Consider the following 23769-nt stretch of genomic DNA (forward strand, 5'->3'; position numbering starts at 1 on the left):
TCTGGTTGTTTATACCACAACCAGACTATCGCGTGACCAGCCTCAACCCCCGTCACCTACATTCGTGTCGCACACCCGTCTGCTCAGAGCAGTGCGGCGTGGCGCCCGGCGCGCACCATGCCGGCGGCGCTGGCGCGGGCCCAAGGTCGGTCAACTGCCCGTGGTCGGATGCTATGCAGCCTTGGGCATGGTTACCGATGCCCTTGGCAGCAAAGGACGCGTTGTCGAATCAACGGGATGCGGTGTGGTGGCCATGGCTAGCTGCCTTCTTTCGTGGCGTTCACGGGAAAGCAGCTCAATCCAACATATCCGGCACTACACCGCAACACCAACGACCGCGTTTTTGCAGGTCAATGCACAGCGCTAACTGGCCCCTAGTGCGCGACTACCTGGACTGAGCTTCGGCGCAGCGCCGTTGCTGCGCATGCCACGTCGTGGCCCGCGCGAACTAGCCGGGCCCCGACAGGTCCGCGATCGGCGGGAAGGTGCCATCGGGCTCCGGCCGGTAATCCATGACCCGGATCACAGCGCGCACCGGCAGCGGGCCGTACAAATGCGGGAACACCATGCAGGTCGGATCCGTTGCCACACCGGGCTCCCAACGAACAGGCGAATCCAGCAGCCCAGGGTTGATGTGCAACACCACCAGGTCCGCACGGCCGCGGTAGAGCCGGTTTGCCGGCAGGTGCACCTGCTGCGGCGTCGAAAGGTGGATGAACCCGGCCCCGACGTCAGAGCCGGAGCTTTCCGGCCTGATCGCGCCCTCTTCGCGGGCGCGCGACCACTCGTCGGCGCCGCACAGGTGCAGCAGCACGTCAGAAGCCAATGCCACGAAAGAACAGCTTAAAGAGCCTTCCCGGAAGGCGTGAGGAACGCGTGAGAAACGACACACCCGATAACGATCGGGGAACAAAGCAAAAACCCCATACGTCTGAGACAGTGAATAAACGCGAGAACGGAGAGGGCATGAACGCAACTCTGACCAGTCCCTTGACCAGAGCTGACCGCTGCGACCGCTGTGGCGCCGCGGCCCGCGTCCGTGCCAAGCTGCCCTCCGGAGCCGAACTTCTCTTCTGCCAGCACCACGCCAACGAGCACGAGTCGAAACTGGTCGAGCTGGCCGCCGTGCTGGAGTTCAGCCAAAGCTAGCCCGACACCAACTCGCCCGCGGCCAATGTGGGCCGCGGGCGCAGTTTTCGGTAATGCTGGACCCGTATGAGCGATCAGGTCGCGAAACCGTCCCGCCACCACGTCTGGCGAATCTGTCTCAGAACTCTCGCGAAGAGTTGGGACGATTCCATCTTTGCCGAGTCCGCGCAGGCCGGTTTCTGGTCGGCGCTGTCCCTCCCGCCGCTGCTGCTGGGAATGCTGGGCAGCCTGGCCTACGTCGCGCCGCTGTTCGGCCCGGACATGCTGCCCAGCATCGAGCGCCAGGTGATCACGACGGCCCACACGGTGTTCTCCCGCAGCGTGGTCAACGAGATCATCGAACCCACCATGCGCGACATCACCAACGGCGCGCGGGGCGAGGTGGTGTCCCTGGGGTTCGTGATCTCCCTGTGGGCGGGCTCGTCGGCGATCTCGGCGTTCGTCGATTCCGTGGTCGAAGCCCATGGCCAGACGCCGTTGCGCCATCCCGTGCGCCAGCGCTTCTTCGCGCTGTTCCTCTACGTGGTGATGCTCGTGGTCGTCGTGTCGACGGCGCCGCTGCTGGTGGTGGGCCCGCGCAAGATCGGCGAGCACATCCCGGTCGCGCTGGCCAACGTGCTGCGTTACGGCTATTACCCGGCGCTGTTTCTCGCGCTGATGGTCGGGATCATGATCTTGTACCGGGTGGCGCTGCCGGTGCCGCTGCCGTCGCACCGGCTGATCCTCGGGGCGGTGCTGGCCACGGCGGTGTTCGTGATCGCGACCCTCGGCCTGCGAATCTACCTGAGCTGGATCACCCGCACCGGCTACACCTACGGCGCGCTGTCCACACCCATCGCGTTTCTGCTGTTCGCCTTCTTCGCCGGCTTCGCGATCATGCTGGGCGCCGAACTCAATGCCGCCGTCCAAGAGGAGTTCCCGGCACCCAAGACGCATGCCCACCGGCTGCGCAACTGGCTGATGTCACACCTGCGCGCGCTTACGGCGACAGGGGATTCGCCGGCACCCCCGACGGCGCCGAAGCGCGACGTCGCGACGGTCGAACCGCCGGCGTGATCAGCTTTTCTTGAGCGTCTCGTAGATCTTCTTGCAGTCCGGGCAGACCGGGGACCCCGGCTTGGCCGCCCGCGTGACCGGAAAAACCTCGCCGCACAAGGCGACCACGTGGCTGCCCATCACGGCGCTCTCGGCGATCTTGTCCTTCTTGACGTAGTGGAAGTACCGAGGGGTGTCGCTGCCGGTCCCGTCGTCGACGCGTTCGTCGGTCTCGGTGCGTTCGATCGTCTGCGTCTCCATACCTGACATTGTGCACGCCCGTTGGTGTGGCGAAACCGGCCGAGCCGGAATCGGCGATATGTGGGACAGTGGAGGAATGAAGCGGGGCTCCGATCCGGGGTCCGGAGACAGGTTTGATGACGAGGGCCGGCCCGTACTCATCACCGCCGCCGCACCCTCCTACGACGAACAGCATCGCGCGCGGGTGCGTAAGTACCTGGCGCTGATGGCTTTTCGGATACCGGCGCTGATCCTGGCCGCCGTCGCGTACGGCGCCTGGCACAACGGCCTGATCTCGCTGGCAATCGTGGCGGTGTCGCTGCCGTTGCCGTGGATGGCCGTGCTGATCGCCAACGACCGCCCGCCGCGGCGCCGCGACGAGCCCCGGCGGTTCGACGCCGCCCCGTCGCGCACTCCGCTTTTCCCGACGGCGGAGCGTCCCGCTCTCGAGCCGCTGCGCGACCCACAGGCGCAACCCGATCCGCCCAGCGCGCAGAGGCACGGCTAGCGGACGCGTCGCCCCGCGCCGCACTTCTCAGGACTTTCTCAGGTCGTCGGGACATTTCTGCACGTCATGGCGTGTGAGATCACAGGTCGCCGGGAACTCTCAGGCCGTGTGTGTCGTTAACCCATACGACAGCTCAAGCCGATCAGGAGGTCGCTATGGCGAACGCCACCCCCAGCAGGATCGAAGGCGATCTGGATGCTCAAAGCCCCGCAGCGGACTTGGTGCGCGTATATCTGAACGGCATCGGCAAGACCGCGTTGCTGAACGCAGCGGACGAGGTTGAACTGGCGAAGCGCATCGAAGCCGGCCTTTATGCCGAGCATCTGCTGGGAACCCGTAAGCGCCTGGGCGAGAGCCGCAAACGCGACCTGGCGGCCGTCGTGCGCGATGGTCAGGCGGCGCGTCGTCACCTGCTGGAAGCGAACCTGCGGCTGGTGGTGTCGTTGGCCAAGCGCTACACGGGCCGGGGCATGCCGTTGCTCGACCTCATCCAGGAAGGCAACCTGGGCCTGATCCGTGCGATGGAGAAGTTCGATTACACAAAGGGATTCAAGTTCTCCACGTATGCCACCTGGTGGATCCGTCAGGCCATCACCCGCGGCATGGCCGACCAGAGCCGCACGATCCGGCTGCCGGTTCACCTGGTCGAGCAGGTCAACAAGCTGGCGCGGATCAAGCGGGAGATGCACCAGAACCTGGGACGCGAGGCCAGCGACGAGGAACTCGCCGCCGAATCGGGCATCCCGATCGAGAAGATCAACGACCTGCTCGAGCACAGCCGGGACCCGGTGAGCCTGGACATGCCGGTCGGCTCCGAGGAGGAGGCGCCGCTGGGCGACTTCATCGAGGACGCCGAAGCGATGTCCGCGGAGAACGCGGTGATCGCCGAGCTGCTGCACACCGACATCCGCAGTGTCTTGGCCACCCTCGATGAGCGTGAGCATCAGGTCATCCGGCTGCGGTTCGGTCTCGATGACGGGCAGCCACGCACCCTGGACCAGATCGGCAAACTGTTCGGTCTCTCCCGCGAGCGGGTTCGCCAGATCGAGCGGGACGTGATGGGCAAGCTGCGCAACGGCGAACGCGCCGACCGCCTCCGGTCGTACGCGAGCTGACGTCGCCGGCAGGGTTGCCGGTCGACGCCACCACCAGAGCCAGGTAGCACAGCGGTATGCCCGCCGCATATGCGGCGGGCATACCGCTTGCCTGCGCAGCGTTGCACCCATTCGCGCAGCTGGCCCAGTAGACTCGGCGTCATTGGAGGGTGCTGAATGAACGACCTGGTTGATACCACCGAGATGTATCTGCGGACCATCTATGACCTCGAAGAAGAGGGCGTAACGCCGCTTCGCGCCAGGATCGCCGAACGCCTCGAGCAGAGCGGGCCGACCGTCAGCCAGACCGTATCGCGCATGGAGCGCGACGGCCTACTCCACGTCGCCGGCGATCGCCACCTCGAGCTCACCGACAAGGGCCGTGCCCTGGCCGTTTCGGTGATGCGCAAGCACCGCCTGGCCGAACGGCTGCTGGTCGACGTCATCGGGTTGCCGTGGGAAGAAGTGCACGCCGAGGCATGCCGATGGGAGCATGTGATGAGCGAGGACGTTGAGCGGCGGCTGGTGAAGGTGCTCAACCACCCGACCACCTCCCCGTTCGGCAACCCCATTCCGGGTCTTCTGGACCTGGGCGTCGGCCCGGACTTCGGCGCCGCGGAAGCCAACCTGGTCCGCCTGACGGAACTGCCCGGCGGGTCGCCGGTGGCGGTGGTCGTGCGCCAGCTCACCGAGCACGTGCAAGGCGACATCGACCTGATCAGCCGGCTGAAGGACGCCGGCGTCGTGCCCAACGCCAGGGTGACCGTCGAGACCGGACCGGCCGGGGTGACCATCGTGATACCCGGTCACGAGAACGTCACCCTGCCGCACGAGATGGCGCACGCGGTCAAGGTCGAGAAAGTCTGAGCCGCTACCCTGCACGCCGGCCGAACGACCGGCGCGGCGGCAGCCGCACACCGAGGCGCCGGGCCAGGCGGTAGCCCGTGAGCGCGAGTTCCCGAATGTGCTCGGGCCGCATCCCGGACTGCAACGCCGTGTCCAGCATCCCCGCCATGCGGTGCTCGGGATCGCATCGCAGCGCCGCCTCCAGCGACACGCCCGCAAGCGGCCCGTCACCGCGGGCGTAGGCGCTGAATGCCAGCAACACCAGCGCTTCGACGCGCCACGGGGGCGGCAGCGTGCGGGCCAGCAGCGCCCACAACGACTCCGCCTCCCCGGCGCGCTCGCCGACCGCCAGCGCGTACAGCGAGTCGCGCACCTGTACGTCGGTCAACGCGCAGCCCAGCCGCGCCAACTCGGCCTCGGGCAGCGGCCGGCCGTCGGCGACCCGGGCGGCGGCCGCCAACGCGCGTTCGACGTCCCGGCGGCTGCAGCCGGTCGGATCGCCGCGATGCGCCACTTCCCGGGCGGCCGCCTCCCGCCCGACCAGGTCGGTCAACTCGCCGGTGTGCTGTGGGTCCTCGATCGCGATGACGGCCTGCAGGTCGGCGCGCCGCGGATAGAGCCGCCGCCCGTCGAGCACGGCCGCCGCGGCCAGCGGGGAAGCCGACGGGTCGTCGACGGCGCCCGCGGCGCCGCAGCCGTCGACGCAATGCCAGCGCCCGCCGGCGGCCACCCGATCCACGACGTGCGCGGCCCACAGCTCAATGTTGTGTTGCGACAACGCTTCTGTCAGTGCCGCGCACAGGTGCCGGTATTCCTCGTTGCATCCGGGGCAGCGGGCGCCGGCCTCGGCGACGACGACCGCGATCGCGGCCTCGGGTTCGGCCGTGGCCGCGACCTCGGCCAGGTGCGCGATCCGGTCGGCGAGCTTATCGGAGAGGTCGACCCGCAGCACCGACCCCAGTTCGCCGCCGTCGAGCGACACCAGTACCAGTGAATTCTCCGGGACGAACCCGAGAACGGCCGGTAGGGCCGCAATCAGCGCCCCGGGGCGATTCAGTTCGAAATCCGCGTGATTCGTCGTCATGAGTCTCAACGCTGACGGCACCCACCGTCAGCCGGTGCGCACCCCAACCGGCGCAGCGTTCCTCCTGTGCATGAAGTCAGCACTGTGGGTGGCGCTGTTCTACTGTCTAGCTCATGGCGTCGACGCGCGAGTACGACATGGTGGTCATCGGTTCCGGGCCGGGCGGGCAGAAGGCCGCCATCGCCTCGGCCAAGCTGGGCAAGTCGGTCGCGATCATCGAACGCGGCCGCATGCTCGGGGGCGTGTGCGTGAACACGGGCACGATCCCGTCAAAGACGTTGCGGGAAGCGGTGCTTTACCTCACCGGGATGAATCAGCGCGAGCTTTACGGGGCGAGCTACCGGGTGAAAGACCGCATTACACCAGCCGACCTGCTGGCCCGGACCCAGCACGTGATCGGTAAGGAAACCGATGTGGTGCGCGACCAGCTCATGCGGAACCGGGTCGATCTGATGGTCGGTCACGGGCGGTTCGTCGACCCGCACACCATCCTCGTCGAAGACACTGCCCACCACGAAAGGACGGTCGTCCAAGGCGATCACATCGTCATCGCCACGGGCACCAGGCCGGCGCGGCCGTCCGGAATCGAGTTCGACGAGGACCGGGTGCTCGACTCCGACGGGATCCTCGACCTCAAGTCGCTCCCCGCCTCGATGGTGGTGGTCGGCGCCGGGGTGATCGGCATCGAGTACGCCTCGATGTTCGCCGCGCTGGGCACCAAGGTCACCGTGGTGGAAAAACGCAACGACCTGCTGGACTTCTGCGACCCCGAAGTCGTCGAGGCGCTGAAGTTCCACCTGCGCGACCTGGCGGTGACCTTCCGGTTCGGGGAGGAGGTGACCGCGGTCGACGTCGGCTCGGCGGGCACCGTCACCACACTGGCCAGCGGCAAGCAGATCCCCGCCGAGACCGTCATGTACTCCGCGGGACGCCAGGGCCAGACCGACCACCTCGACCTGGAGAAGGCCGGGCTGGAGGCCGACAGTCGCGGCCGGATCTTCGTCGACGACAGGTTCCAGACCAAGGTGTCCCACATCTACGCCGTCGGCGACGTCATCGGCTTCCCCGCGCTGGCGTCAACGTCGATGGAACAGGGGCGGCTGGCCGCCTACCACGCGTTCGGGGAGCCGGCGTTAGGCATCACCGAACTGCAGCCGATCGGCATTTATTCGATCCCCGAGATCTCCTACGTCGGCGCCACCGAGGTGGAGCTCACCAAGGACGCGGTCCCCTACGAGGTGGGGGTGGCCCGCTACCGGGAGCTGGCGCGCGGGCAGATCGCCGGGGATTCCTACGGCATGCTCAAACTGCTGGTGTCCACCGAGGACCTCAAGCTGCTCGGGGTGCACATCTTCGGCACCAGTGCCACCGAGATGGTGCACATCGGGCAGGCCGTGATGGGCTGCGGCGGCACCGTGGAGTACCTGGTGGACGCGGTGTTCAACTACCCCACGTTCTCCGAGGCCTACAAGGTCGCCGCGCTCGACGTGATGAACAAGGTGCGGGCACTCAACCAGTTCCGCCGCTGACCCGCCCGTTGCGCTAGCAGGCGTCGTCCAGGCCGTTCGGGACGGTATCGCCGGTACCGCCGGCTTCGGCGCGGGCCAGCAGTTGCGCGACGTGCTGGTCGAACGGCGCCGAATACGACACGTTCTCGGCGCACCCACCGCCTTCGAAGCCGCCGGTGAGCCCGGTGATCGTCGTGCCGCTGACCCATGGTCCGCCGCTGGTGCCCGCGACCAGACCCTCGCACACCACCGACGGGTAACCGGTCTCGCTGACCTCGGTGCTGGCCTGGCAGCCCACCGGCGATCCGCCGATCCCCGACGGGTACCCCAGCACCGTGACGTGGCTGCCGGGAGCGGGCGCCTGGCCCAGGTTCAGCGCCAAGCCGACGTGCGACTCGACCGACCCCCCGCCCTTGTTGCTGACCCGTATGACCGCGTAGTCGGCGTGCGGGTCTTTGGCGGCGGTCCAGCGCGGGTCGAGGTAGACGGCATCGGCCGTCCACAGGTCGGTGGGCGCGGTGTCGCCGGCGAAACCGGGCGCGAAGGTGATCTGCGAACCGCCGCCCAGGCAGTGCGCCGCGGTCATCACCAGGTCGCCGCCCGCCGAGTGCACCACCGACCCCGTACACACATGCAGGGTGCCGCCGTCGAGGAAGATCGGTCCGACGCGCATGTCCGGGTCCACCGGCCCGGCGAGCGCCGCCCTTTTGGGCCTGCTGAGCCGTTCCACGGGTTTGCTGGCCCGCTGCGACGGCACCCTCAAGGCCGAGGCATGCTCGGCGGGCCGGCCGCAGGACGTCGACAGCATGGCCAGGCCGACCACCGAACAGAGCACTCTCAGCGCGATTCGCATCGGCTCCCATCATGCCCGACCGGCGGCCGGCGGGCAGATCTCACCGGGCGAGGGATTACACCGGGGCGTTTTCGCGTTCGAACATACGGACGCACAGCAGTTCCCTGTTCAATAGTGGGGGCCCCGCGATTTGGGGGACACTACAGGGGGCACCCCTCGAGCAGCTCCCGGAAGGAGGCGACCCGGATGGCCCACCGCCACGACCCGGACGACGAGTACTACCAGCCCGAACAGGCGGGAATGTACGAACTCGAGTTCCCGGCGCCGCAGTTGCTGACGTCCGACGGCCAGGGACCGGTGCTGGTGCACGCTTTGGAGGGTTTCTCCGACGCCGGTCATGCGATACGGCTGGCGTCCAGCCACCTCAGGGCGGCCCTGGACACCGAGCTGGTCGCGTCCTTCGCAATCGACGAACTGCTGGACTACCGCTCGCGGCGCCCGATGATGACCTTCAAGACCGATCACTTCACCAACTATGACGACCCGGAGTTGAGCCTGTACGCGCTGCGCGACAGCGTCGGCACGCCGTTCCTGTTGCTGGCCGGCATGGAGCCGGACCTGAAATGGGAGCGTTTCATCACCGCGGTGCGCATGCTCGCCGAACGGCTGGGCGTGCGGCGGACCATCGGCCTGGGCACCGTCCCGATGGCGGTTCCGCACACCCGCCCGATCACGCTGACCGCGCATTCCAACAACGGAGAGCTGATCGCCGATTTCCAGCCGTGGATCGCCGAGATCCAGGTCCCGGGCAGCGCCTCCAACCTGCTCGAGTACCGGATGGCCCAGCACGGTCACGAAGTGGTCGGCTTCACGGTGCACGTCCCGCACTACCTGACGCAGACGGACTACCCCGCTGCGGCGCAGGCGCTGCTCGAGCAGGTGGCCAAGAGCGGGTCGCTGGAACTGCCGCTGGCGGCGCTGTCGGAGGCGGCCGGAGAAATCCGGGCCAAGATCGACGAGCAGGTCGAGGCCAGCGCGGAAGTGGCTCAAGTGGTGGCCGCACTCGAGCGCCAGTACGATGCCTTCATCGACGCACAGGAGAACAGGTCGTTACTGGCTCGCGACGAAGAACTGCCCAGCGGTGAGGAGATCGGCGCGGAGTTCGAGCGGTTCCTGGCCCAGCAGGCCGAGAAGAAGTACGACGACGACGACTCGGCCTGAGCGCCTCCGAGTGCCGCGTAATGCCTTCGCGGCCCGACAACAAGGGTGGAGATGACCGAGCGGCAGCGCAAGAGCACTCTCCGCCCGGTGCGCGAAGTGACGGCACCCAGGCTGGAGTTCCGTACGATCCACGGATACCGCAGGGCCTACCGCATCGCGGGCTCGGGGCCGGCGATGCTGCTGGTCCACGGCATCGGCGACAACTCCACGACCTGGAATGCCGTGCAGGCCAAGCTCGCTCAGCGGTTCACCGTCATCGCCCCCGACCTACTGGGGCACGGGCAGTCCGACAAACCGCGCGCCGACTACTCCATCGCCGCGTACGCCAACGGGATGCGCGACCTGCTCAGTGTGCTCGACATCGAGCGGGTGACCATCGTCGGTCATTCCCTCGGTGGCGGGGTGGCGATGCAATTCGCTTACCAGTTCCCGCATTTGGTGGAGCGCCTCATCCTGGTGGCCGCCGGCGGCGTCACCAAGGACGTCAATCTCGTGTTGCGGTGGGCGTCGCTGCCGATGGGCGGCGAAGCCCTCGCGCTGCTGCGGCTGCCCCTGGTGTTGCCGGCGGTCCAGGTCGTCGGCCGCGTGCTGGGCGCCGCCTTCGGGAGCACCGGCCTGGGCCGCGACCTGCCCAACGTGCTGCGCATCCTCGACGACCTCCCGGAGCCGACGGCCTCGGCCGCGTTCAGCCGGACCCTGCGCGCGGTGGTCGACTGGCGCGGCCAGATCGTCACCATGCTGGACCGGTGCTATCTGACCGAGGCGATCCCGGTCCAGATCATCTGGGGCACCAAAGATGTGGTCGTCCCCGTCCGCCATGCGCGGATGGCGCACGCGGCGATGCCGGGCTCGCGGCTGGAGATCTTCGAGGGTTCCGGGCACTTCCCGTTTCACGACGACCCGGCCCGCTTCATCGACGTCGTGCAGCGCTTCATCGACACCACCGAACCCGGCGAATACGACCAGGCCGCCCTTCGCCGGTTGCTCCGCTCCGGCGGCGGGGAGAAGGCGGTCACCGGCCCGGCCGGCACCCGCGTCGCGGTGCTGAACGCCATGGGCAACGACGAGCGCAGCGCGACCTGAAACCGGGCCGCGCCGGCTTGCGCGAACGTTCAGTGTTTCCGGTGTAACACCGCGGCGAGATGATGCTGCAGCGGCTGGCCGACGGCGCCCATGCGCAGCGAGTACGACAGCTCGTCGCCCTCGACGCGCAACGAGCGCCCAAGCGCGGAAACCTCTTTCGCGGTCGGCGTCAGCCCGATCGAGAGGGTGGACAACTCGACCTCGACGACGCCGCCGCCGGCCGAAAGGGTGCCCACCTCGATTTCCGTGACGCCGGTCGGATGGGCCAGCACCAGCTCGACCCTGCCCGGCTGCGGCACCCGGACATAGCCCGTTTCGGCGTGCAAGGGCCGGCCGTCCGTCACCGCCCTGGTCTTCTGGGCGTAGGCCAGGAACGGCTTCCCGACATGGCCGAAGACGACCTCCTCGAAGTACTCGAAAGGCTCGATCGTCGGGTACTCACCGGCGCCACGTCCCGCCCAGGTACCAAGCAGTGGCGCGAGCGCCACCAGATCGGGATGCAAGTCAGGGACCATGGCACCACCCTAGTGCGGGTCCCCGGGGCGGCCCGTCAGTTCGACGTCGGCACGTTGCGGTGCGCGCGCAGCAGCTCGATCTCCCGCTCGAAATCGTCCGCAGACTCGAACGACCGGTAGACCGACGCGAACCGCAGGTACGCAACCTCATCGAGGTCGCGCAGCGGTCCCAGGATGGCCAGGCCGACCTCGTGACTGGGGACCTCCGGGGATCCCGCCGCGCGTACGGTGTCTTCCACCTGCTGGGCCAGGAGGTTAAGCGCGTCGTCGTCGACCTGGCGGCCCTGGCACGCCCGGCGGACCCCGCTGATCAATTTCTCCCTGCTGAACGGCTCGGTGACGCCACTGCGCTTGACCACGGCCAGCACCGCCGTCTCCACCGTGGTGAAACGCCGCCCGCACTCCGGGCACGACCGGCGGCGGCGGATGGCCTGTCCCTCGTCGGTTTCCCGCGAATCGATCACCCGGGAATCGGGGTGACGACAGAACGGACAGTGCATGACCGCTCCTTCGCCGCGCTCACGGACATCGCAGGACACTGCGAGCGTACCTGTGCGCACCGCCCGCGGGGCGAGCGCAGCCGTGCAACGGCCTCCGCGCTGCGCAACGACGCGGTCAGCCCACCGGCGCGATCAGTGGCTGACCCGCGACCAGCGCCGGCGAGTTCAGGTCGTTGAGTGTGCGGATGCGTTCGGCCACCTGGCGAACCGGCGCGTCGGGCGCGACCCGGTGTGCGAAGTCTCGCAGCGACTCACCCGGCTCGACCCGCACGACGGCCAGCCTGTCGGGCACCGGGGCCGCCGAAGCCGAGGACTGCCCGTTGACCGCCTGCCCGACGTTGGCGATGAACCCGAGCCACAAGGTGATCAGCCCGGCGGCCACGGCCAGGCCCGCCGTCTTCGCCCACGTGACGGAGCGCCTGCGGTGGGGCGCGACGGACATCGCGACGCCGGTGCCGCGGTACCGCGGCGGGGTCCCCGCCGGCCCGCACGGGCCTGGCCGGCGCGGCCCTTGCGTCCGGACCCGCCCGTGGCGAGGTTCCTGGACCGGCCCGTTGATCGGGCGCCGAACGCTGCTGGTACGCGGCGAGACTGTGTGAATGATTGTCATCTGCGTTCCTCCGGTCAACTAATCCTCGCTCGTGTGTTCGACAGTATCGCTCGTGTGTTCGATATCCGAACATTTGAGCGAAGCGTGTCGCACGAGCCAAACGCTAGACCGCCCCACCGACAAGCGACCGCCGCCATCGGTCAACCGGCACATGCCGCAGAAATACCCGATCGCCCGCAGAGTTACACCTTTGTCATTCGGCCGGCCCTGACGGCCGAACGGGCTTCGTCGCGGTCGCCGACACGCCAGTCGAACACATGTTTGATTCTCGGCCTGCGTCCGGCTACATTCATTGCCATGAGCGACAGCAACGGCGCCTCCGCCGGTGATTCATCGCTGACCGAGCGGCAGCGCACCATCCTCAACGTCATCCGCGAGTCGGTCACCAGCCGCGGCTATCCCCCGAGCATCAGGGAGATCGGCGACGCCGTCGGTCTGACGTCGACCTCCTCGGTCGCCCACCAGCTGCGCACCCTGGAGCGCAAGGGATACCTGCGCCGCGACCCCAACCGCCCGCGCGCCGTCGACGTGCGCGGTGCCGACGACGCCACCGCCGCGGCGCCCGCCACCGAGGTGGCCGGCTCGGACGCCCTGCCGGAACCCGCCTTCGTCCCCGTCCTCGGACGCATCGCGGCGGGCGGGCCGATTCTCGCCGAGCAGGCCGTCGAAGACGTCTTCCCGCTGCCCCGCGAGCTGGTCGGCGAGGGCACGCTGTTTTTGCTCAGGGTCGTCGGCGACTCCATGGTCGAGGCGGCGATCTGCGACGGCGACTGGGTGGTCGTGCGGCAGCAGCATGTCGCCGAGAACGGCGACATCGTCGCCGCGATGCTCGACGGCGAGGCCACGGTGAAGACGTTCAAGCGCGCGGGCGGTCAGATATGGCTGATGCCGCACAATCCGGCGTTCGACCCCATTCCCGGCAACGACGCGACCGTGCTGGGCAAGGTCGTCACCGTGATCCGCAAGATCTAGCCCCCGGCGGAGCCGGGACGACCGGCCTCCTAGTCGGCCTTGATGAACCCGTTGGCCTGCGCGACCTGTTCGCTGGACAGCCAGATTTCGGCGAGTGTGTCCTGATAGAGGGCGCTGTCCGGCGTGTAGTAGAGGCCGAAACTTGCGCTCGCCTTGATCGGATACCCGTCGGGCATCTGGTAGGGGTCATCCAGCGGCAGGTGAATCGTCGGACGCCCCGTCCCGCGCGGGCCCGCGCCGGCGGCGTGCGCGGCCAACGGCGAGGTCTCGGCGGTGTCGACGGCCGCGTGCCGCCCGCTGCGCGCCTCCCCGGCGGCAGCCCCGGAGAGGTCGGCGGCCGCCGCGCCGGACGCGGCGACTGCATGGCCGGCAGCGGCGGCACCCACGGCATCGGAGTTTTCGTCCCCGGGCGCCGGCTCCGGATACTTCGCGTGCCCGGCGACGTCGTCCTGCGGGAGTTCCTCCGGCGCGAACTCGGCGTAGCCGGCCTCCGGCTCGTCGAGATCGCCGTGGTCCTCCTCGAGCTCGGGGTAACCGGCGGCCGAGAAGTCGGCGTCGGTGACGACGGGGATCGAGTCGGTGTCCACCGCGTCGGGATTTTCGTCCCCGACGCCGAACGCGTGCTCGACGTCCTCGGCCAAGAGCGCGGCCCCGGTCCCGCGCCCCCAGCCGACCCGGCGAGCGGACTCGGCGCCCTCGGGATGTCCCCCCTCGGGACGTTCCGTGGAGTCGTACAGGTCACCGCGGCCGAAGTGATCGGTGGCGGCCTCGCCGTCGTGGCCCCAGAGCCCGTCGGCCTCGGCATCGTATCCGGCGCCGGCATCCCGTTCGGTCCCGCCGGCGGCGGTGTCGCTGCCGGCAGGGGCCCGGCGCATGCGGACGGCCACCAGCACCAGCAACGCGACAAGCACCAGCGCCGCGGCGCCACCCAGCAGCCACCACCATTGCTGCCAGACCGGCTTCGTGGTGTGGGGTGGCATCGCCACGGCACTCGGCTGGTTCTGGCCCGATATCTGCAGCCCGCCCAGCAGGGGCGCCAGGTTAGCGGGGTCGGTGGTGAACGTGTTCTTCGTGCGGTTCCACGAGATCGTGCCGCCGGCAAACTTCTGCGAGACCACGTCGCCGTCCACGGCCTGGTCCCCGACCGGCGCGCCCAGCTTTCCGCCGGCACCGCGCAGCTTGTCCCAGGCGGCCTTCATGGCTCCGCGCACCACGAACGCGCCGTGCTCGGCGGTCCAGAAGATCACCGGCTTGTCGGCCGCGGAGAAGGTGCAGATCCGGCTCGAAGGTATGCCGCCGTCGGACTCGTTGGCGACGGGGAATCCCAGGTCGCTGCCCATGGGGCCGCCCAGGGACTCGTACTTGGCCAGGATGTCGCTGTCGACGGCGTTCGCACCGGTCGCCGGGCTGAAATACACCTTCCCGCCGGCGAAGTTCTGGCCGATCCCGTCACCGCCGATGGGATACTGCCCGCCTTGCTTGGCACCCAGCTGGCCGTTGACTCCCCCGGCCGCGCGCCAGGCCATGTTGATGGCCGCCGTCGGGTCTATCGGCACCTGCAGGCCCTTCAGCTGGTCGGCCAGCGCCGTCGGCTCCGTCGTGAACTCCTTGGTGTCCCGGTTCCAGGAGACCTGGCCGCCGCTGAACTTCTGCGAGGCGAGCTCGCCGTCGTAGGTCTCGTCGGTGACCGGCACCCCGAGGACGCCGCCCGAGCTGCCGAGCTTGTCCCAGGCCGCGTTCATCGCGCCGCGCACGACGAACGCGCCGTGCTCGGGCGTCCAGAAGATCACCGGCTTGTCGCTGGCCGAGAAGGTGCTCACGCGGCTGTCCGGTCCGGAGAGCCCGGGCACTTCGTTGATCGTCGGAAAGCCCAGGTCGCTACCGGCCGGACCGCCCAGCGACTCGTATTTGTCCAGTACCGGCCCGTAGGCGTACTTCGCCCCGGTGGCCGGGGTGTAGAACATCGTGCCGCCGTCGAACTCCAGGGCGAAACCGTCCCCGACGGGGTAGACATCCCCCTTGCGGGCACCCAGCGGCGACGTATCGCCGCCGGCCTTCTCCCACGCGCCCATCATGGCCGCCTCGGCGTCGCCGATCGGGCTCGCGGCCCCCGCGGGAGCCAGCAACACGGCGGCCAGCGCTGTGGTCGCCAAGCCGACCAGCGCACGCCCGACCAGCTTGTGCATGTGACCTCTCTGCCCGTTCACCAAGCCCTCCAGTCCACGGGTATGCGCCCACCTGTGGGCCATGCCCATATCCCGCGGCCCCGCGAACGGAGCTTCATGCCACCGACGGGCCCGTACCCCCGTAACGGTCCGCATTTTCGCCGGGCTCGCACAACATTGCTCCAATCGACGAGAAATGCGAACTCAATTTACGGATATTACAAAAATGGATACCGCATCGATGTGGAAATGATGCCGAACGACATGCGCATCGCAACGAACCGTCCCGCCGCACGCGCGGCGTACGGTTCACCCTGTCGTACGCCGGGGCCGTCGCCGGCCCCCGGCCCGTCCCGGTGACGTCGACGTTCGCGCACCCGTCCGAGCCCTCACCGGCATCTGCAAGACGCATGCGTCGACGGTACGTCAGACCATGAGCCGGTCGACATCTGACCGACGATTGCCGAATTTCGCGAATTCGCCGCAGCTTGGTCTCCGCGCCGGCGAATGAGCGACCCAAAACGGCTACGCGTCAGTAACTTCGCCGCCGACGACGAGTCCCGTTGTACGGGATCCAGATCCGGGCTAGACCCCGAGCCCCCGGCCGATGATCTCCTTCATGATCTCGGTGGTGCCGCCGTAGATGGTCTGGACCCGGGCATCGAGATAGGAACGCGCAACCGGATATTCGCGCATGTAGCCGTAGCCGCCGTGCAGCTGCAGACAACGGTCGATCAGGTGCACCTGCTTCTCGGTGGAATACCACTTGGCCATAGCGGCCTGTTCGGCCGTCAACTTCTTCTCCAGGTGCAGCCGCAGGAACTCGTCGACCATCATGCGCACCACGGTCGCCTCGGTGGCGAGCTCCGCCAACACGAATCGGCTGTTCTGGAAACTGCCGATCGGTTTGCCGAATGCCTTCCGCTCCTTGGTGTACTGCAGTGTCTGTTCGAGCACCTGCTCCATCGCCGCGGCCGCCATGACGGCGATCGAGATGCGTTCCTGCGGCAGATTCTGCATGAGGTAGATGAAGCCCATGCCCTCTTCGCCGAGCAGGTTCTCGGCCGGCACCTTGACGTCGGTGAACGACAACTCGGCCGTGTCCTGCGCGTCCAGCCCGATCTTGTCCAGATGGCGGCCGCGTTCGAAGCCCTCCATGCCGCGTTCCACCACGAGCAGCGAAAAGCCTTGCGCCCCTTTGCCTGGATCGGTCTGCGCCACCACGATCACCAGGTCGGAGTTGATTCCGTTGGTAATGAAGGTTTTTGACCCGTTGAGCACATAGTGGTCGCCCTGCTTGACCGCGCGGGTCTTGATGCCCTGCAGGTCGCTGCCGGTGCCCGGCTCGGTCATCGCGATGGCGGTGATCAATTCCCCGCTGCAGAACTTGGGCAGCCAGCGCTGCTTCTGCTCTTCGTCGGCCAGGGCCAGCAGGTAGGGCGCGATGATGTCGTTGTGCAGGCCGAAACCGATCCCATTGTAGCGCCCGGCGGCGGTCTCCTCGGTGACGATCGTGTTGTAGCGGAAGTCGGGGTTGCCCCCGCCGCCGTACTCCTCGGGCACCGCCATGCCCAGGAAGCCCTGCTTGCCCGCCTCGAGCCAGACGCCGCGGTCGACGATCTTGGCCTTCTCCCACTCGTCGTGGTGGGGCGCGACATGGCGGTCCAGAAACGCCCGGTAGGACTCGCGGAACAATTCGTGCTCGGGTTCGAACAGCGTGCGTTCGTATTTGATGGCGCTACTCATGGACAACCTCCGAAGACCTCCGGCGACCTGCGCGGCGTACGAGAACTCTGCAGCTCAACATATACCAACCAGCCGGTTGGTCGGCGGGCGGTGGTTGCTTACCGGGCGCCGAATTCCCGCAGGCTGGCGGCCAGCGCCGCCGGAACCCGGGCTTTGATCCGGGTGCCGTCGTCGTTGTGCTCCTCGTGCTGGACCCGCCCGTCGGAATGCAGGCGCGACACCAGGTCACCCCGGTGGTACGGGATCACCACGTCCACGGCGGTGTCGGTGGGAGCGGCGAGTTCGGCCATCCGCCGCCGCAACATCTCGATGCCGTCGCCGGTGCGCGCGGAGACGAACACCGCGCCGGGCAGGGCGTGCCGGAGTTTGGCCAGGGTCAGGTCGCTGGCCGCGTCGATCTTGTTGACCACCAGCAACTCCGGCGGCGGTGCGGCATCATGGTCGCCCCGGTGGTCGGTGACGACGTCGGAGACGACCTGGCGGACCGCGTCGATCTGGGCCAGCGGGGTGGCGTCGGAGCCGTCGACGACGTGCACCAACAGGTCGGCGTCGACGACCTCCTCGAGTGTGGAGCGGAACGCCTCGACCAGCTGGGTGGGCAGGTGCCGGACGAATCCCACGGTGTCGGTGAGCACGAACGGCCGCCCGTCGGGCAGTTCGGCGCGCCGGGTGGTGGGTTCCAGGGTGGCGAACAGGGCGTCCTGTACCAGGACCCCCGCCCCGGTCAAGGCGTTGAGCAGGCTGGACTTGCCGGCGTTGGTGTATCCGACGATGGCGATCGAGGGCATGTCGGTCTGCAGGCGCCGGCTGCGCTGGGTGTCCCGGACCTGCTTCATGTCCCTGATCTCGCGGCGCAGCCTGGTCATGCGTTCGCGGATGCGCCGCCGGTCGGTCTCGATCTTGGTCTCACCGGGACCGCGCAGGCCCACCCCACCGCCACTGCCGCCGGCGCGGCCGCCGGCCTGCCGCGACATCGACTCACCCCAGCCGCGCAGCCTGGGCAGCATGTACTCCATCTGGGCCAGCGACACCTGAGCCTTGCCCTCCCGGCTGGTGGCGTGCTGGGCGAAGATGTCCAGGATCAGCGCGGTGCGGTCGATGACCTTGACCTTCACGGCCCTTTCCAGCGCGGTCAGCTGCGCCGGGGACAGTTCGCCGTCACAGATGACGGTGTCGGCGCCGGTAGCCATCACCACCGCGCGCAGCTCGGCCGCCTTGCCGGACCCGATATAGGTCGACGGGTCGGGGCGGTCGCGGCGCTGGATGAGCCCTTCGAGCACCTGGGAGCCCGCGGTTTCGGCCAGCGCCGCCAGCTCGGCCATGCTCGCCTGGTTGTCGGCGGCGCTGCCTTCGGTCCACACGCCGACCAGCACCACGCGTTCCAGCCGCAGCCGGCGATATTCGACCTCGGAGACGTCGGCCAGCTCGGTCGACAGCCCGGCGACCCGGCGCAGCGCCGACCGGTCGTCGAGGGCGAGTTCGCCGACGCTGGGGTCCCGGTTGGGAGATTGGGAGTGTGTCATAGTCAATGAGAAATAGTGCACGCCGCAGCTGCGTCGTACATCCGTTTTAACGCTGCTGGGCGCTCCACCATTCCCCACCGATTTCGCCGTGAGCGACCAGAACCGAGGGCCCGCGCAGGTAACTGGTGGCGTCGGTGATGGTGACGGTGACATCACCGCCCGGCACCCGCACGGTCAGAGTTCCGGTCCCGGCCCCGATTTCGCTCAGCGCGGCGACCGCGGCCGCGACCGTTCCGGTACCGCAGGACCGGGTTTCGCCGACCCCGCGCTCGTGGACCCGCATCCGCACCAACCCGTCCGCCGGGGCGGTGAGCACCTCGACGTTGACGCCCTCGGGGAACTGGGCGAGGTCGTAGCTGACCGGCCCGGCGACGTCGAGCGCGTCCAGTTCGGCGGCGCTCAGCCGCGGGTCCAGACAGGCCAGATGAGGGTTGCCGACGTCGACCGCCAGCCCGGTGAACCGCCGGCCGCCCACGACGGCTTCCCCGCCACCGAGCCGGTTGGCCTTGCCCATGTCGACGGTGACATCGGCGTGCGCCGCGTCGGCGTGGTGCAGCGTGACCGGCCGGGCGCCGGCCAGCGAGCCGACGACGAACTCCCCGCGGGCTTCCAGGCCGCTGGCCCGCAGGTAGTGCGCGAAAACCCGCACGCCGTTGCCGCACATCGCCGCGACCGATCCGTCGGCGTTGCGGTAGTCCATGTACCAGTCGGCCGCACCGACACCGTCGGGCAGGCGTTCGAGCACACCGGCGCTCACGGCGGCGCCGGCGATGGTGACCCGCAACACCCCGTCGGCGCCCACGCCGCGGCGCCGGTCGCACAGCGCGGCCACCCCGGCCGCGGTGAGCGTGAGCGCGGCGTCCACGTCGGGCAGCAGCACGAAGTCGTTCTCGGTGCCGTGGCCCTTGGCGAAGATCATGCGCGCCATTCCTCGGCGTCTTCGTCGTCGGCGCGGATCACCCGTTCAGGGTACTTGCCGCCACGCCCGCAGCGCGGCGTCGGCCAGGCCGGCACCCCCGGCGGCATCGAGCCAACGCACCCGGTGGTCCCGGCGGAACCAGGCGCGCTGCCGTCGCACGTAACGCCGGGTCCCGATGAACGTCTGCTCTCGTGCGTCCCGTAGCCCGGCGGCGCCCCCACCGGCATCGAGCGCCGCGAGGACCTGGGCGTAGCCCAGGGCGCGCGAGGCGGTCACCCCGTCGCGCAGGCCGGCGCGCACCAGGCTGCGTACCTCCTCGACCAGGCCCTGGTCGAACATCGCGTCGGTGCGCCGCGCCAATCGCTCATCCAAAAGCGTTGTGTCGCAATCCAAGCCGATGATAACGGCGTCCCAGCGCGCTGCGCCGATGCGCGGCGCCGAGGCGGCGAACGGCTTCCCGGTGAGTTCGACCACTTCCAGCGCCCGCACGGTGCGCCGGCCGTCGGTGGGCAGGATGGCCGCGGCCGCGGCCGGGTCCCGGCGGGCCAGCTCCGCGTGCAGCCCGCCCGCCCCGACCTCGGCGAGGCGTCGTTCCCAGCGCGCCCGCACCTGCGGATCGGTCGCGGGAAACGTCCAGTCGTCGAGCAGCGACTGGACGTAGAGCATCGAACCGCCCACGATGAGCGGCACCGCACCGCGGGCCGCGATCGCGTCGACGTCGGCGGCGGCGGCGGCCTGATAGCGGGCGACGGTGGCGGTCTGCGTGACGTCGAGGACGTCGAGTTGATGATGGGGAATGCCGCGACGCTGTTCGACGGGCACCTTGGCGGTGCCGATGTCCATGCCGCGGTAGAGCTGCATCGCATCGGCGTTGACGACTTCGGCGCCAACCGTGGCGCCGAGCCGCTCGGCGACCTCGAGCGCCAGCTGCGACTTTCCGGTGCCGGTGGGTCCGAGGATCGCGAGCGGTCGCATCGCCGGGTTCACGGCTGCCAGGCGCCGACGAAGTAACCCACCCCGAAAGGCGCGCCCCGGTAGAGCTCCTTGGCCGAACGCGGCCCGGGCCCGGCCAGACCGGCCAGCACCCCGAACGCGACCCGCCCCAGGATCGGCGGCGGCAACCGCGTCAGGGCGGCGACGTCCCCGTTGGCCAGCGCGTCGTCGAGGGCCAGTTGCGCCTCGGCGTCGCCCGGGTGGTAGCCGCCGGGGGCCGCCGGCGTCAGGGTGTTCGCGCCGTCGGCCACGACCAGCACCCCGACCGGATCGGGTGTCTCGTCGATCTCGGCGCGCAGCTGCCGGCCCTGGGCCAGCGCGGTGTCCGCCTCCTTGTCGCCGCGGTAGACGCGAACCTGCGCGCGGGCGTCGGGCCGGGCCCGACCCCGCACCCAGCCGGCCAGCAGCGCGCACAGGGGGAAGGCGGCCGGCACCGCGCCGTCGTCGCCGGGGCTCAGCCGGACCCGCACGTCCGCGCCAAACCCCGCGAACGTGCCGACACCGTCGGGCCCCAGCACGTCGTCGCCGTCACCCGTGCCGATGACGACCCACCGGGACGGCAGCGACACGGCCGCCGCCAGCACCGCCGCGGCCAGCTCGGACACCTCGGCGGCGGCCGCGCCGGCCAGCTCGGGAACAAGCACCGGTGCGGAGGGAACGATCGCGATAGCGCTCAACACGCCACCAAAACTAACGTCCCGGCGGCCCCTCGCCGGCCTGCGGGCCGCACCGGCCCGCAGCGTCTCCGGTTAGGCGGCCGGGGTGTCGGCCGTGACGACCCCTTCCGCCGCGCCGCGATCACCGCGGGCCAGGAGCCGACCCAACCGCCCACGCCGAGCCGCACCGACCCCGTCCCGCCCGGTCTGGGCGACCATGGTGGCGGCCTCGCCCCGGGCCAGCGCCACCGTCGCGATGATCACCACCGACACCGCCGCGATCAGCACCAACGCCTTCGGGCCGTCCGAGCTCAGCGTCTCGCCCAGCACGAAGACCCCGAGCAGACCGGCCACCACGGGCTTCGCCACCGTCATTGTCGGCATCGACGCGGTCAGCGCCCCGGCCCGGAACGCCGACTGCTGGAAGATCATCCCGGTCAGGGCGGCCAGAATCCACGGCACGAACTCGGGTGCCGTCAGCACGCCGAGCAGGCTGTGCTCGCTGATCTCCACGACCCCCTTGGTCAGCACCGCGAACAGCGCCAGGGACGAACCGGCCACCAGAGCGAGCAACACCGCCGCGAACGGGCCACCGGACCAGGCCCGCGCCGCCAGCACGCACCCCACCAGCAGGGGAAGCATCACAACAGCGACGATCATCCATGTCTCGAGGGCGCCGCGCTGCCGGCCCGCCGCCGGGTCGCCGACGATGATGACCACGGCCAGGGCGCCGGCCAGGATCACCGCCCACATCCACTCCCAGCGGGTCACCCGGCGGTTGGTCAGTCGTGCGTAGATCGGCAGCGCGAACAGCAGCGCCGTCACCTGCAGCGCCGTGACCAACACCACAGATCCCCACGCCAGGGCCCCGGCCTGCAGGCTGTAGTTGACGATCGCCGCCAGCCCGCCCAGCCACCACCGGCCGTCGCGCAACGACATGCGGAACAGCTGCAGGTGACCGACCTGTTTGTCGGTGATCTCCTGAGCCGAGCGCTGCCGGATCACGTCGCCCACGGCGGAGGCCATCGCCGCGCATAACGCCAGCAACGCCGCGACATCGACTTTGGACATGGATGACCCCTCACCTCAAACGGTTCCCACCAGTGTTCCCCCGGCGACGGCCGACATACCAACTGTTCGGCATCGGTTCACCTACGACTGTGTTACTACCACTGTGTGACTGGCACTGTGTGACTGGCACTGTGTGACTGGCACTGTGTTACTACCACTGTGTGACGTTGCGCGGAGGTGTCCGCCCGGCCGGGTAACGCTCCACACTTACAGCACCAAGCTGTGCCGCAGCTGTATCCCGACCGACGCGGCCGCGCAGCATCCGCTCGACCTTGCGGCGCGTGGCGACCGCGTCGATCCGTGCCAGCTCGAAGGTGGCGGCCGCCATCACCAGCGCGGCCACGGCGAGGGCGATCATCCCGGCGGGGCCGGTGTTCAGGGTCTCGCCCAGGACGACGACACCCAGCAAAGCCGCCACCACCGGCTGCGAGACCTCGAGGGTGGGCATCGACGCGGTCAGGGCGCCGGCCCGGAACGCCGACTGCTCCCACGCGAACCCGCCCAGTGCGAGCAACACCCAGGCGTAGAGCTCGGGTGTGCCGAGCACCCGCCACCCGTCTTCACCGAGCCGGTGGACGACGCCCTTGGTGAGCACCGCGAAAATCCCCCACAGGGCACCCGAGACGAAGGCGAACAGCACCGCGGCCACTGCACCGCCGCGGATCCGGGCGGCCACGACGCACCCGGCCAGCAGCGGCACGACCACCGCCGCCACCGCGGCCCAGGTCTGCAGCGGCGCGTCCGGATGACCGGCCCGCGGATTGCCGACGGTGACGACCACCACCACCGCGGCGGTCAGCAACGCGGCCCAGAGCCACTCCCGTCCGGTCACCCTGCGGTCGGCCAACCGCGCGCTCACCGGCAGCGCGAACAACAGGGAGAGCACAAGCAGCGCCTGCACCAGCAGCACCGAACCCTCGTCCAGCGCCGCGGCCTGGAAGGCGATGCTCACCCCGAGTAGCAGGGCGCCCCAACGCCACCGCTGGTTGCGCAGCAACGCCGCGAACAATCCCAGATGGCCGACCGATGTGTCGATGATCCGGTGTGTGGCCCGTTGTTGCAGTACATCGCCGATCGCCACGCACAGCGCCGAACTCAGCGCGAGCAGGGCGGCGAGATCCACCTTCGCCATGAACGGTTTCTCCGTCGTGTCGTGAGGGGACATGAACAGATACCTTCGCTCTCTCCACTGTTGCACAATCACGATGTCCGGGCGCTCGGTGTCCGGGCGCTCGGTGTCCGGGCGCTCGGTGTCCGGGCGGTGACGGGAAGGTGGCGGCACGCGGCCCGGCAAGCTGTTTGAATACTGTGGGAACCGGTTGGGGAGCAACTGGTGGATGGGCCGCCCGGCGCGGCACCGGCGCTCCGACCGAACGGGCGCCGCTACGCGCGGCAGATGCGCGGGACAGATCCCGCGCGGAAGGGTTGCACAACAGTGGTGGCGAGCGTATGACGGCTGACGGGCCCCGCAGCAACGATTCGGCCGAACCGGTGACCGGCTCGGTTGGCGAGCCGGGCGCCACGCCGGTCCCCTATCC

The 23769-nt window shown here is 69.1% G+C and carries 24 protein-coding genes; 9 read left to right on the forward strand and 15 right to left on the reverse strand.

Annotated elements, in window-relative coordinates; translation table 11 throughout:
- Window positions 1-448: 448 nt before the first annotated feature.
- Window positions 449-832, reverse strand: a complete 384-nt coding sequence (locus FPZ47_RS18700) for a DUF952 domain-containing protein (protein WP_168209494.1) — start codon at window positions 830-832, stop codon at window positions 449-451.
- 134 nt (window positions 833-966) lie between these two features.
- Between FPZ47_RS18700 and FPZ47_RS18705 the strand changes: the two genes are divergently transcribed.
- Window positions 967-1149: a DUF7455 domain-containing protein gene (locus tag FPZ47_RS18705; protein ID WP_144953739.1), complete on the forward strand. Its 183-nt coding sequence runs from the start codon at window positions 967-969 to the stop codon at window positions 1147-1149.
- 66 nt (window positions 1150-1215) lie between these two features.
- Window positions 1216-2205 carry a YihY/virulence factor BrkB family protein gene (locus tag FPZ47_RS18710; RefSeq protein ID WP_144953736.1) on the forward strand — a complete coding sequence of 330 codons (990 nt, stop codon included), beginning with the start codon at window positions 1216-1218 and terminating at the stop codon, window positions 2203-2205.
- Here the strand turns inward: FPZ47_RS18710 and FPZ47_RS18715 are convergent, their stop codons facing one another.
- Complete coding sequence (locus FPZ47_RS18715) at window positions 2206-2445, reverse strand: DUF3039 domain-containing protein (RefSeq protein ID WP_210419938.1); 240 nt, start codon at window positions 2443-2445, stop codon at window positions 2206-2208. It abuts the gene before it with no gap.
- A gap of 58 nt (window positions 2446-2503) precedes the next feature.
- Between FPZ47_RS18715 and FPZ47_RS18720 the strand changes: the two genes are divergently transcribed.
- From FPZ47_RS18720 to FPZ47_RS18730, 3 genes are all read left to right on the forward strand, one after another.
- Window positions 2504-2932 carry a DUF3099 domain-containing protein gene (locus FPZ47_RS18720; RefSeq protein WP_144953729.1) on the forward strand — a complete coding sequence of 143 codons (429 nt, stop codon included), beginning with the start codon at window positions 2504-2506 and terminating at the stop codon, window positions 2930-2932.
- Between the two features lie 110 nt (window positions 2933-3042).
- Window positions 3043-4047: a sigma-70 family RNA polymerase sigma factor SigB gene (gene sigB, locus FPZ47_RS18725; RefSeq protein ID WP_281291869.1), complete on the forward strand. Its 1005-nt coding sequence runs from the start codon at window positions 3043-3045 to the stop codon at window positions 4045-4047.
- A 156-nt stretch (window positions 4048-4203) separates the two neighbouring features.
- A complete protein-coding gene (locus tag FPZ47_RS18730) occupies window positions 4204-4893 on the forward strand; it encodes an iron-dependent transcriptional repressor DtxR (RefSeq protein ID WP_144953723.1) in 690 nt (229 codons plus the stop codon).
- A 4-nt stretch (window positions 4894-4897) separates the two neighbouring features.
- On the opposite strand, the gene FPZ47_RS18735 is transcribed toward FPZ47_RS18730, so the two are convergent.
- A complete protein-coding gene (locus tag FPZ47_RS18735; protein ID WP_144953720.1) occupies window positions 4898-5956 on the reverse strand; it encodes a DUF4192 domain-containing protein in 1059 nt (352 codons plus the stop codon).
- Between the two features lie 113 nt (window positions 5957-6069).
- Between FPZ47_RS18735 and sthA the strand changes: the two genes are divergently transcribed.
- Window positions 6070-7485 (forward strand): Si-specific NAD(P)(+) transhydrogenase, encoded by a 1416-nt coding sequence (gene sthA / locus FPZ47_RS18740; RefSeq protein WP_144953717.1) that lies wholly within the window; start codon window positions 6070-6072, stop codon window positions 7483-7485.
- A gap of 13 nt (window positions 7486-7498) precedes the next feature.
- Here the strand turns inward: sthA and FPZ47_RS18745 are convergent, their stop codons facing one another.
- The gene (locus tag FPZ47_RS18745) at window positions 7499-8317 is read right to left on the reverse strand and encodes a trypsin-like serine peptidase (RefSeq protein ID WP_144953714.1); all 819 of its coding nucleotides are present in this window, start codon (window positions 8315-8317) and stop codon (window positions 7499-7501) included.
- A 186-nt stretch (window positions 8318-8503) separates the two neighbouring features.
- Here FPZ47_RS18745 and FPZ47_RS18750 point away from each other — a divergent pair, with 186 nt between their 5' ends.
- Window positions 8504-9478, forward strand: coding sequence for a proteasome assembly chaperone family protein (locus FPZ47_RS18750; RefSeq protein WP_144953711.1), 975 nt, complete (start codon window positions 8504-8506; stop codon window positions 9476-9478).
- Window positions 9479-9529: 51 nt separating this feature from the next.
- Window positions 9530-10561, forward strand: a complete 1032-nt coding sequence (locus FPZ47_RS18755) for an alpha/beta fold hydrolase (RefSeq protein WP_144953708.1) — start codon at window positions 9530-9532, stop codon at window positions 10559-10561.
- A 29-nt stretch (window positions 10562-10590) separates the two neighbouring features.
- Here FPZ47_RS18755 and FPZ47_RS18760 read toward each other — a convergent pair whose 3' ends face one another.
- From FPZ47_RS18760 to FPZ47_RS18770, 3 genes are all read right to left on the reverse strand, one after another.
- Complete coding sequence (locus FPZ47_RS18760; protein WP_144953705.1) at window positions 10591-11076, reverse strand: peroxynitrite isomerase; 486 nt, start codon at window positions 11074-11076, stop codon at window positions 10591-10593.
- Between the two features lie 35 nt (window positions 11077-11111).
- Complete coding sequence (gene nrdR, locus FPZ47_RS18765; RefSeq protein WP_144953701.1) at window positions 11112-11576, reverse strand: transcriptional regulator NrdR; 465 nt, start codon at window positions 11574-11576, stop codon at window positions 11112-11114.
- Window positions 11577-11691: 115 nt separating this feature from the next.
- Window positions 11692-12186 carry a LysM peptidoglycan-binding domain-containing protein gene (locus FPZ47_RS18770; protein WP_144953699.1) on the reverse strand — a complete coding sequence of 165 codons (495 nt, stop codon included), beginning with the start codon at window positions 12184-12186 and terminating at the stop codon, window positions 11692-11694.
- A gap of 297 nt (window positions 12187-12483) precedes the next feature.
- Here FPZ47_RS18770 and lexA point away from each other — a divergent pair, with 297 nt between their 5' ends.
- Window positions 12484-13158: a transcriptional repressor LexA gene (gene lexA, locus FPZ47_RS18775; protein ID WP_144953696.1), complete on the forward strand. Its 675-nt coding sequence runs from the start codon at window positions 12484-12486 to the stop codon at window positions 13156-13158.
- Window positions 13159-13187: 29 nt separating this feature from the next.
- On the opposite strand, the gene FPZ47_RS18780 is transcribed toward lexA, so the two are convergent.
- The 8 genes from FPZ47_RS18780 to FPZ47_RS18820 all read right to left on the reverse strand — a co-directional run bounded on the left by FPZ47_RS18780 (window position 13188) and on the right by FPZ47_RS18820 (window position 23363).
- Complete coding sequence (locus FPZ47_RS18780) at window positions 13188-15344, reverse strand: sunset domain-containing protein (protein WP_144953694.1); 2157 nt, start codon at window positions 15342-15344, stop codon at window positions 13188-13190.
- 564 nt (window positions 15345-15908) lie between these two features.
- Window positions 15909-17069, reverse strand: a complete 1161-nt coding sequence (locus FPZ47_RS18790) for an acyl-CoA dehydrogenase family protein (RefSeq protein WP_144953690.1) — start codon at window positions 17067-17069, stop codon at window positions 15909-15911.
- Window positions 17070-17167: 98 nt separating this feature from the next.
- Complete coding sequence (gene hflX, locus FPZ47_RS18795; RefSeq protein WP_144953744.1) at window positions 17168-18592, reverse strand: GTPase HflX; 1425 nt, start codon at window positions 18590-18592, stop codon at window positions 17168-17170.
- A gap of 46 nt (window positions 18593-18638) precedes the next feature.
- Window positions 18639-19511 (reverse strand): diaminopimelate epimerase, encoded by an 873-nt coding sequence (gene dapF, locus FPZ47_RS18800; protein ID WP_144953689.1) that lies wholly within the window; start codon window positions 19509-19511, stop codon window positions 18639-18641.
- A 45-nt stretch (window positions 19512-19556) separates the two neighbouring features.
- A complete protein-coding gene (gene miaA / locus FPZ47_RS18805; RefSeq protein ID WP_144953687.1) occupies window positions 19557-20486 on the reverse strand; it encodes a tRNA (adenosine(37)-N6)-dimethylallyltransferase MiaA in 930 nt (309 codons plus the stop codon).
- 8 nt (window positions 20487-20494) lie between these two features.
- Window positions 20495-21184, reverse strand: a complete 690-nt coding sequence (locus FPZ47_RS18810) for a class III extradiol ring-cleavage dioxygenase family protein (protein WP_144953684.1) — start codon at window positions 21182-21184, stop codon at window positions 20495-20497.
- Window positions 21185-21253: 69 nt separating this feature from the next.
- Window positions 21254-22231: a DMT family transporter gene (locus FPZ47_RS18815; protein WP_168209496.1), complete on the reverse strand. Its 978-nt coding sequence runs from the start codon at window positions 22229-22231 to the stop codon at window positions 21254-21256.
- A 151-nt stretch (window positions 22232-22382) separates the two neighbouring features.
- The gene (locus FPZ47_RS18820; protein WP_144953741.1) at window positions 22383-23363 is read right to left on the reverse strand and encodes a DMT family transporter; all 981 of its coding nucleotides are present in this window, start codon (window positions 23361-23363) and stop codon (window positions 22383-22385) included.
- Between the last annotated feature and the right edge of the window lie 406 nt (window positions 23364-23769).

Origin of the sequence: Mycobacterium helveticum (assembly GCF_007714205.1) — a bacterium.
GTDB lineage: Bacteria > Actinomycetota > Actinomycetes > Mycobacteriales > Mycobacteriaceae > Mycobacterium > Mycobacterium helveticum.

Excerpts from the sequence above, each read along its gene's own strand:
- FPZ47_RS18820 (WP_144953741.1), bottom strand. The coding sequence starts at position 23,363 with ATGGCGAAGGTGGATCTCGCCGCCCTGCTCGCGCTGAGTTCGGCGCTG.
- FPZ47_RS18720 (WP_144953729.1), top strand. The coding sequence starts at position 2,504 with ATGTGGGACAGTGGAGGAATGAAGCGGGGCTCCGATCCGGGGTCCGGA.
- nrdR (WP_144953701.1), bottom strand. The coding sequence starts at position 11,576 with ATGCACTGTCCGTTCTGTCGTCACCCCGATTCCCGGGTGATCGATTCG.
- FPZ47_RS18745 (WP_144953714.1), bottom strand. The coding sequence starts at position 8,317 with ATGCGAATCGCGCTGAGAGTGCTCTGTTCGGTGGTCGGCCTGGCCATG.
- FPZ47_RS18815 (WP_168209496.1), bottom strand. The coding sequence starts at position 22,231 with ATGTCCAAAGTCGATGTCGCGGCGTTGCTGGCGTTATGCGCGGCGATG.
- lexA (WP_144953696.1), top strand. The coding sequence starts at position 12,484 with ATGAGCGACAGCAACGGCGCCTCCGCCGGTGATTCATCGCTGACCGAG.
- FPZ47_RS18770 (WP_144953699.1), bottom strand. The coding sequence starts at position 12,186 with ATGACAATCATTCACACAGTCTCGCCGCGTACCAGCAGCGTTCGGCGC.
- FPZ47_RS18705 (WP_144953739.1), top strand. The coding sequence starts at position 967 with ATGAACGCAACTCTGACCAGTCCCTTGACCAGAGCTGACCGCTGCGAC.
- FPZ47_RS18755 (WP_144953708.1), top strand. The coding sequence starts at position 9,530 with ATGACCGAGCGGCAGCGCAAGAGCACTCTCCGCCCGGTGCGCGAAGTG.
- FPZ47_RS18710 (WP_144953736.1), top strand. The coding sequence starts at position 1,216 with ATGAGCGATCAGGTCGCGAAACCGTCCCGCCACCACGTCTGGCGAATC.
- sthA (WP_144953717.1), top strand. The coding sequence starts at position 6,070 with ATGGCGTCGACGCGCGAGTACGACATGGTGGTCATCGGTTCCGGGCCG.
- FPZ47_RS18790 (WP_144953690.1), bottom strand. The coding sequence starts at position 17,069 with ATGAGTAGCGCCATCAAATACGAACGCACGCTGTTCGAACCCGAGCAC.
- dapF (WP_144953689.1), bottom strand. The coding sequence starts at position 19,511 with ATGATCTTCGCCAAGGGCCACGGCACCGAGAACGACTTCGTGCTGCTG.
- FPZ47_RS18750 (WP_144953711.1), top strand. The coding sequence starts at position 8,504 with ATGGCCCACCGCCACGACCCGGACGACGAGTACTACCAGCCCGAACAG.
- FPZ47_RS18730 (WP_144953723.1), top strand. The coding sequence starts at position 4,204 with ATGAACGACCTGGTTGATACCACCGAGATGTATCTGCGGACCATCTAT.
- hflX (WP_144953744.1), bottom strand. The coding sequence starts at position 18,592 with ATGACACACTCCCAATCTCCCAACCGGGACCCCAGCGTCGGCGAACTC.
- FPZ47_RS18735 (WP_144953720.1), bottom strand. The coding sequence starts at position 5,956 with ATGACGACGAATCACGCGGATTTCGAACTGAATCGCCCCGGGGCGCTG.
- FPZ47_RS18715 (WP_210419938.1), bottom strand. The coding sequence starts at position 2,445 with ATGGAGACGCAGACGATCGAACGCACCGAGACCGACGAACGCGTCGAC.
- FPZ47_RS18760 (WP_144953705.1), bottom strand. The coding sequence starts at position 11,076 with ATGGTCCCTGACTTGCATCCCGATCTGGTGGCGCTCGCGCCACTGCTT.
- FPZ47_RS18780 (WP_144953694.1), bottom strand. The coding sequence starts at position 15,344 with ATGCACAAGCTGGTCGGGCGTGCGCTGGTCGGCTTGGCGACCACAGCG.
- miaA (WP_144953687.1), bottom strand. The coding sequence starts at position 20,486 with ATGCGACCGCTCGCGATCCTCGGACCCACCGGCACCGGAAAGTCGCAG.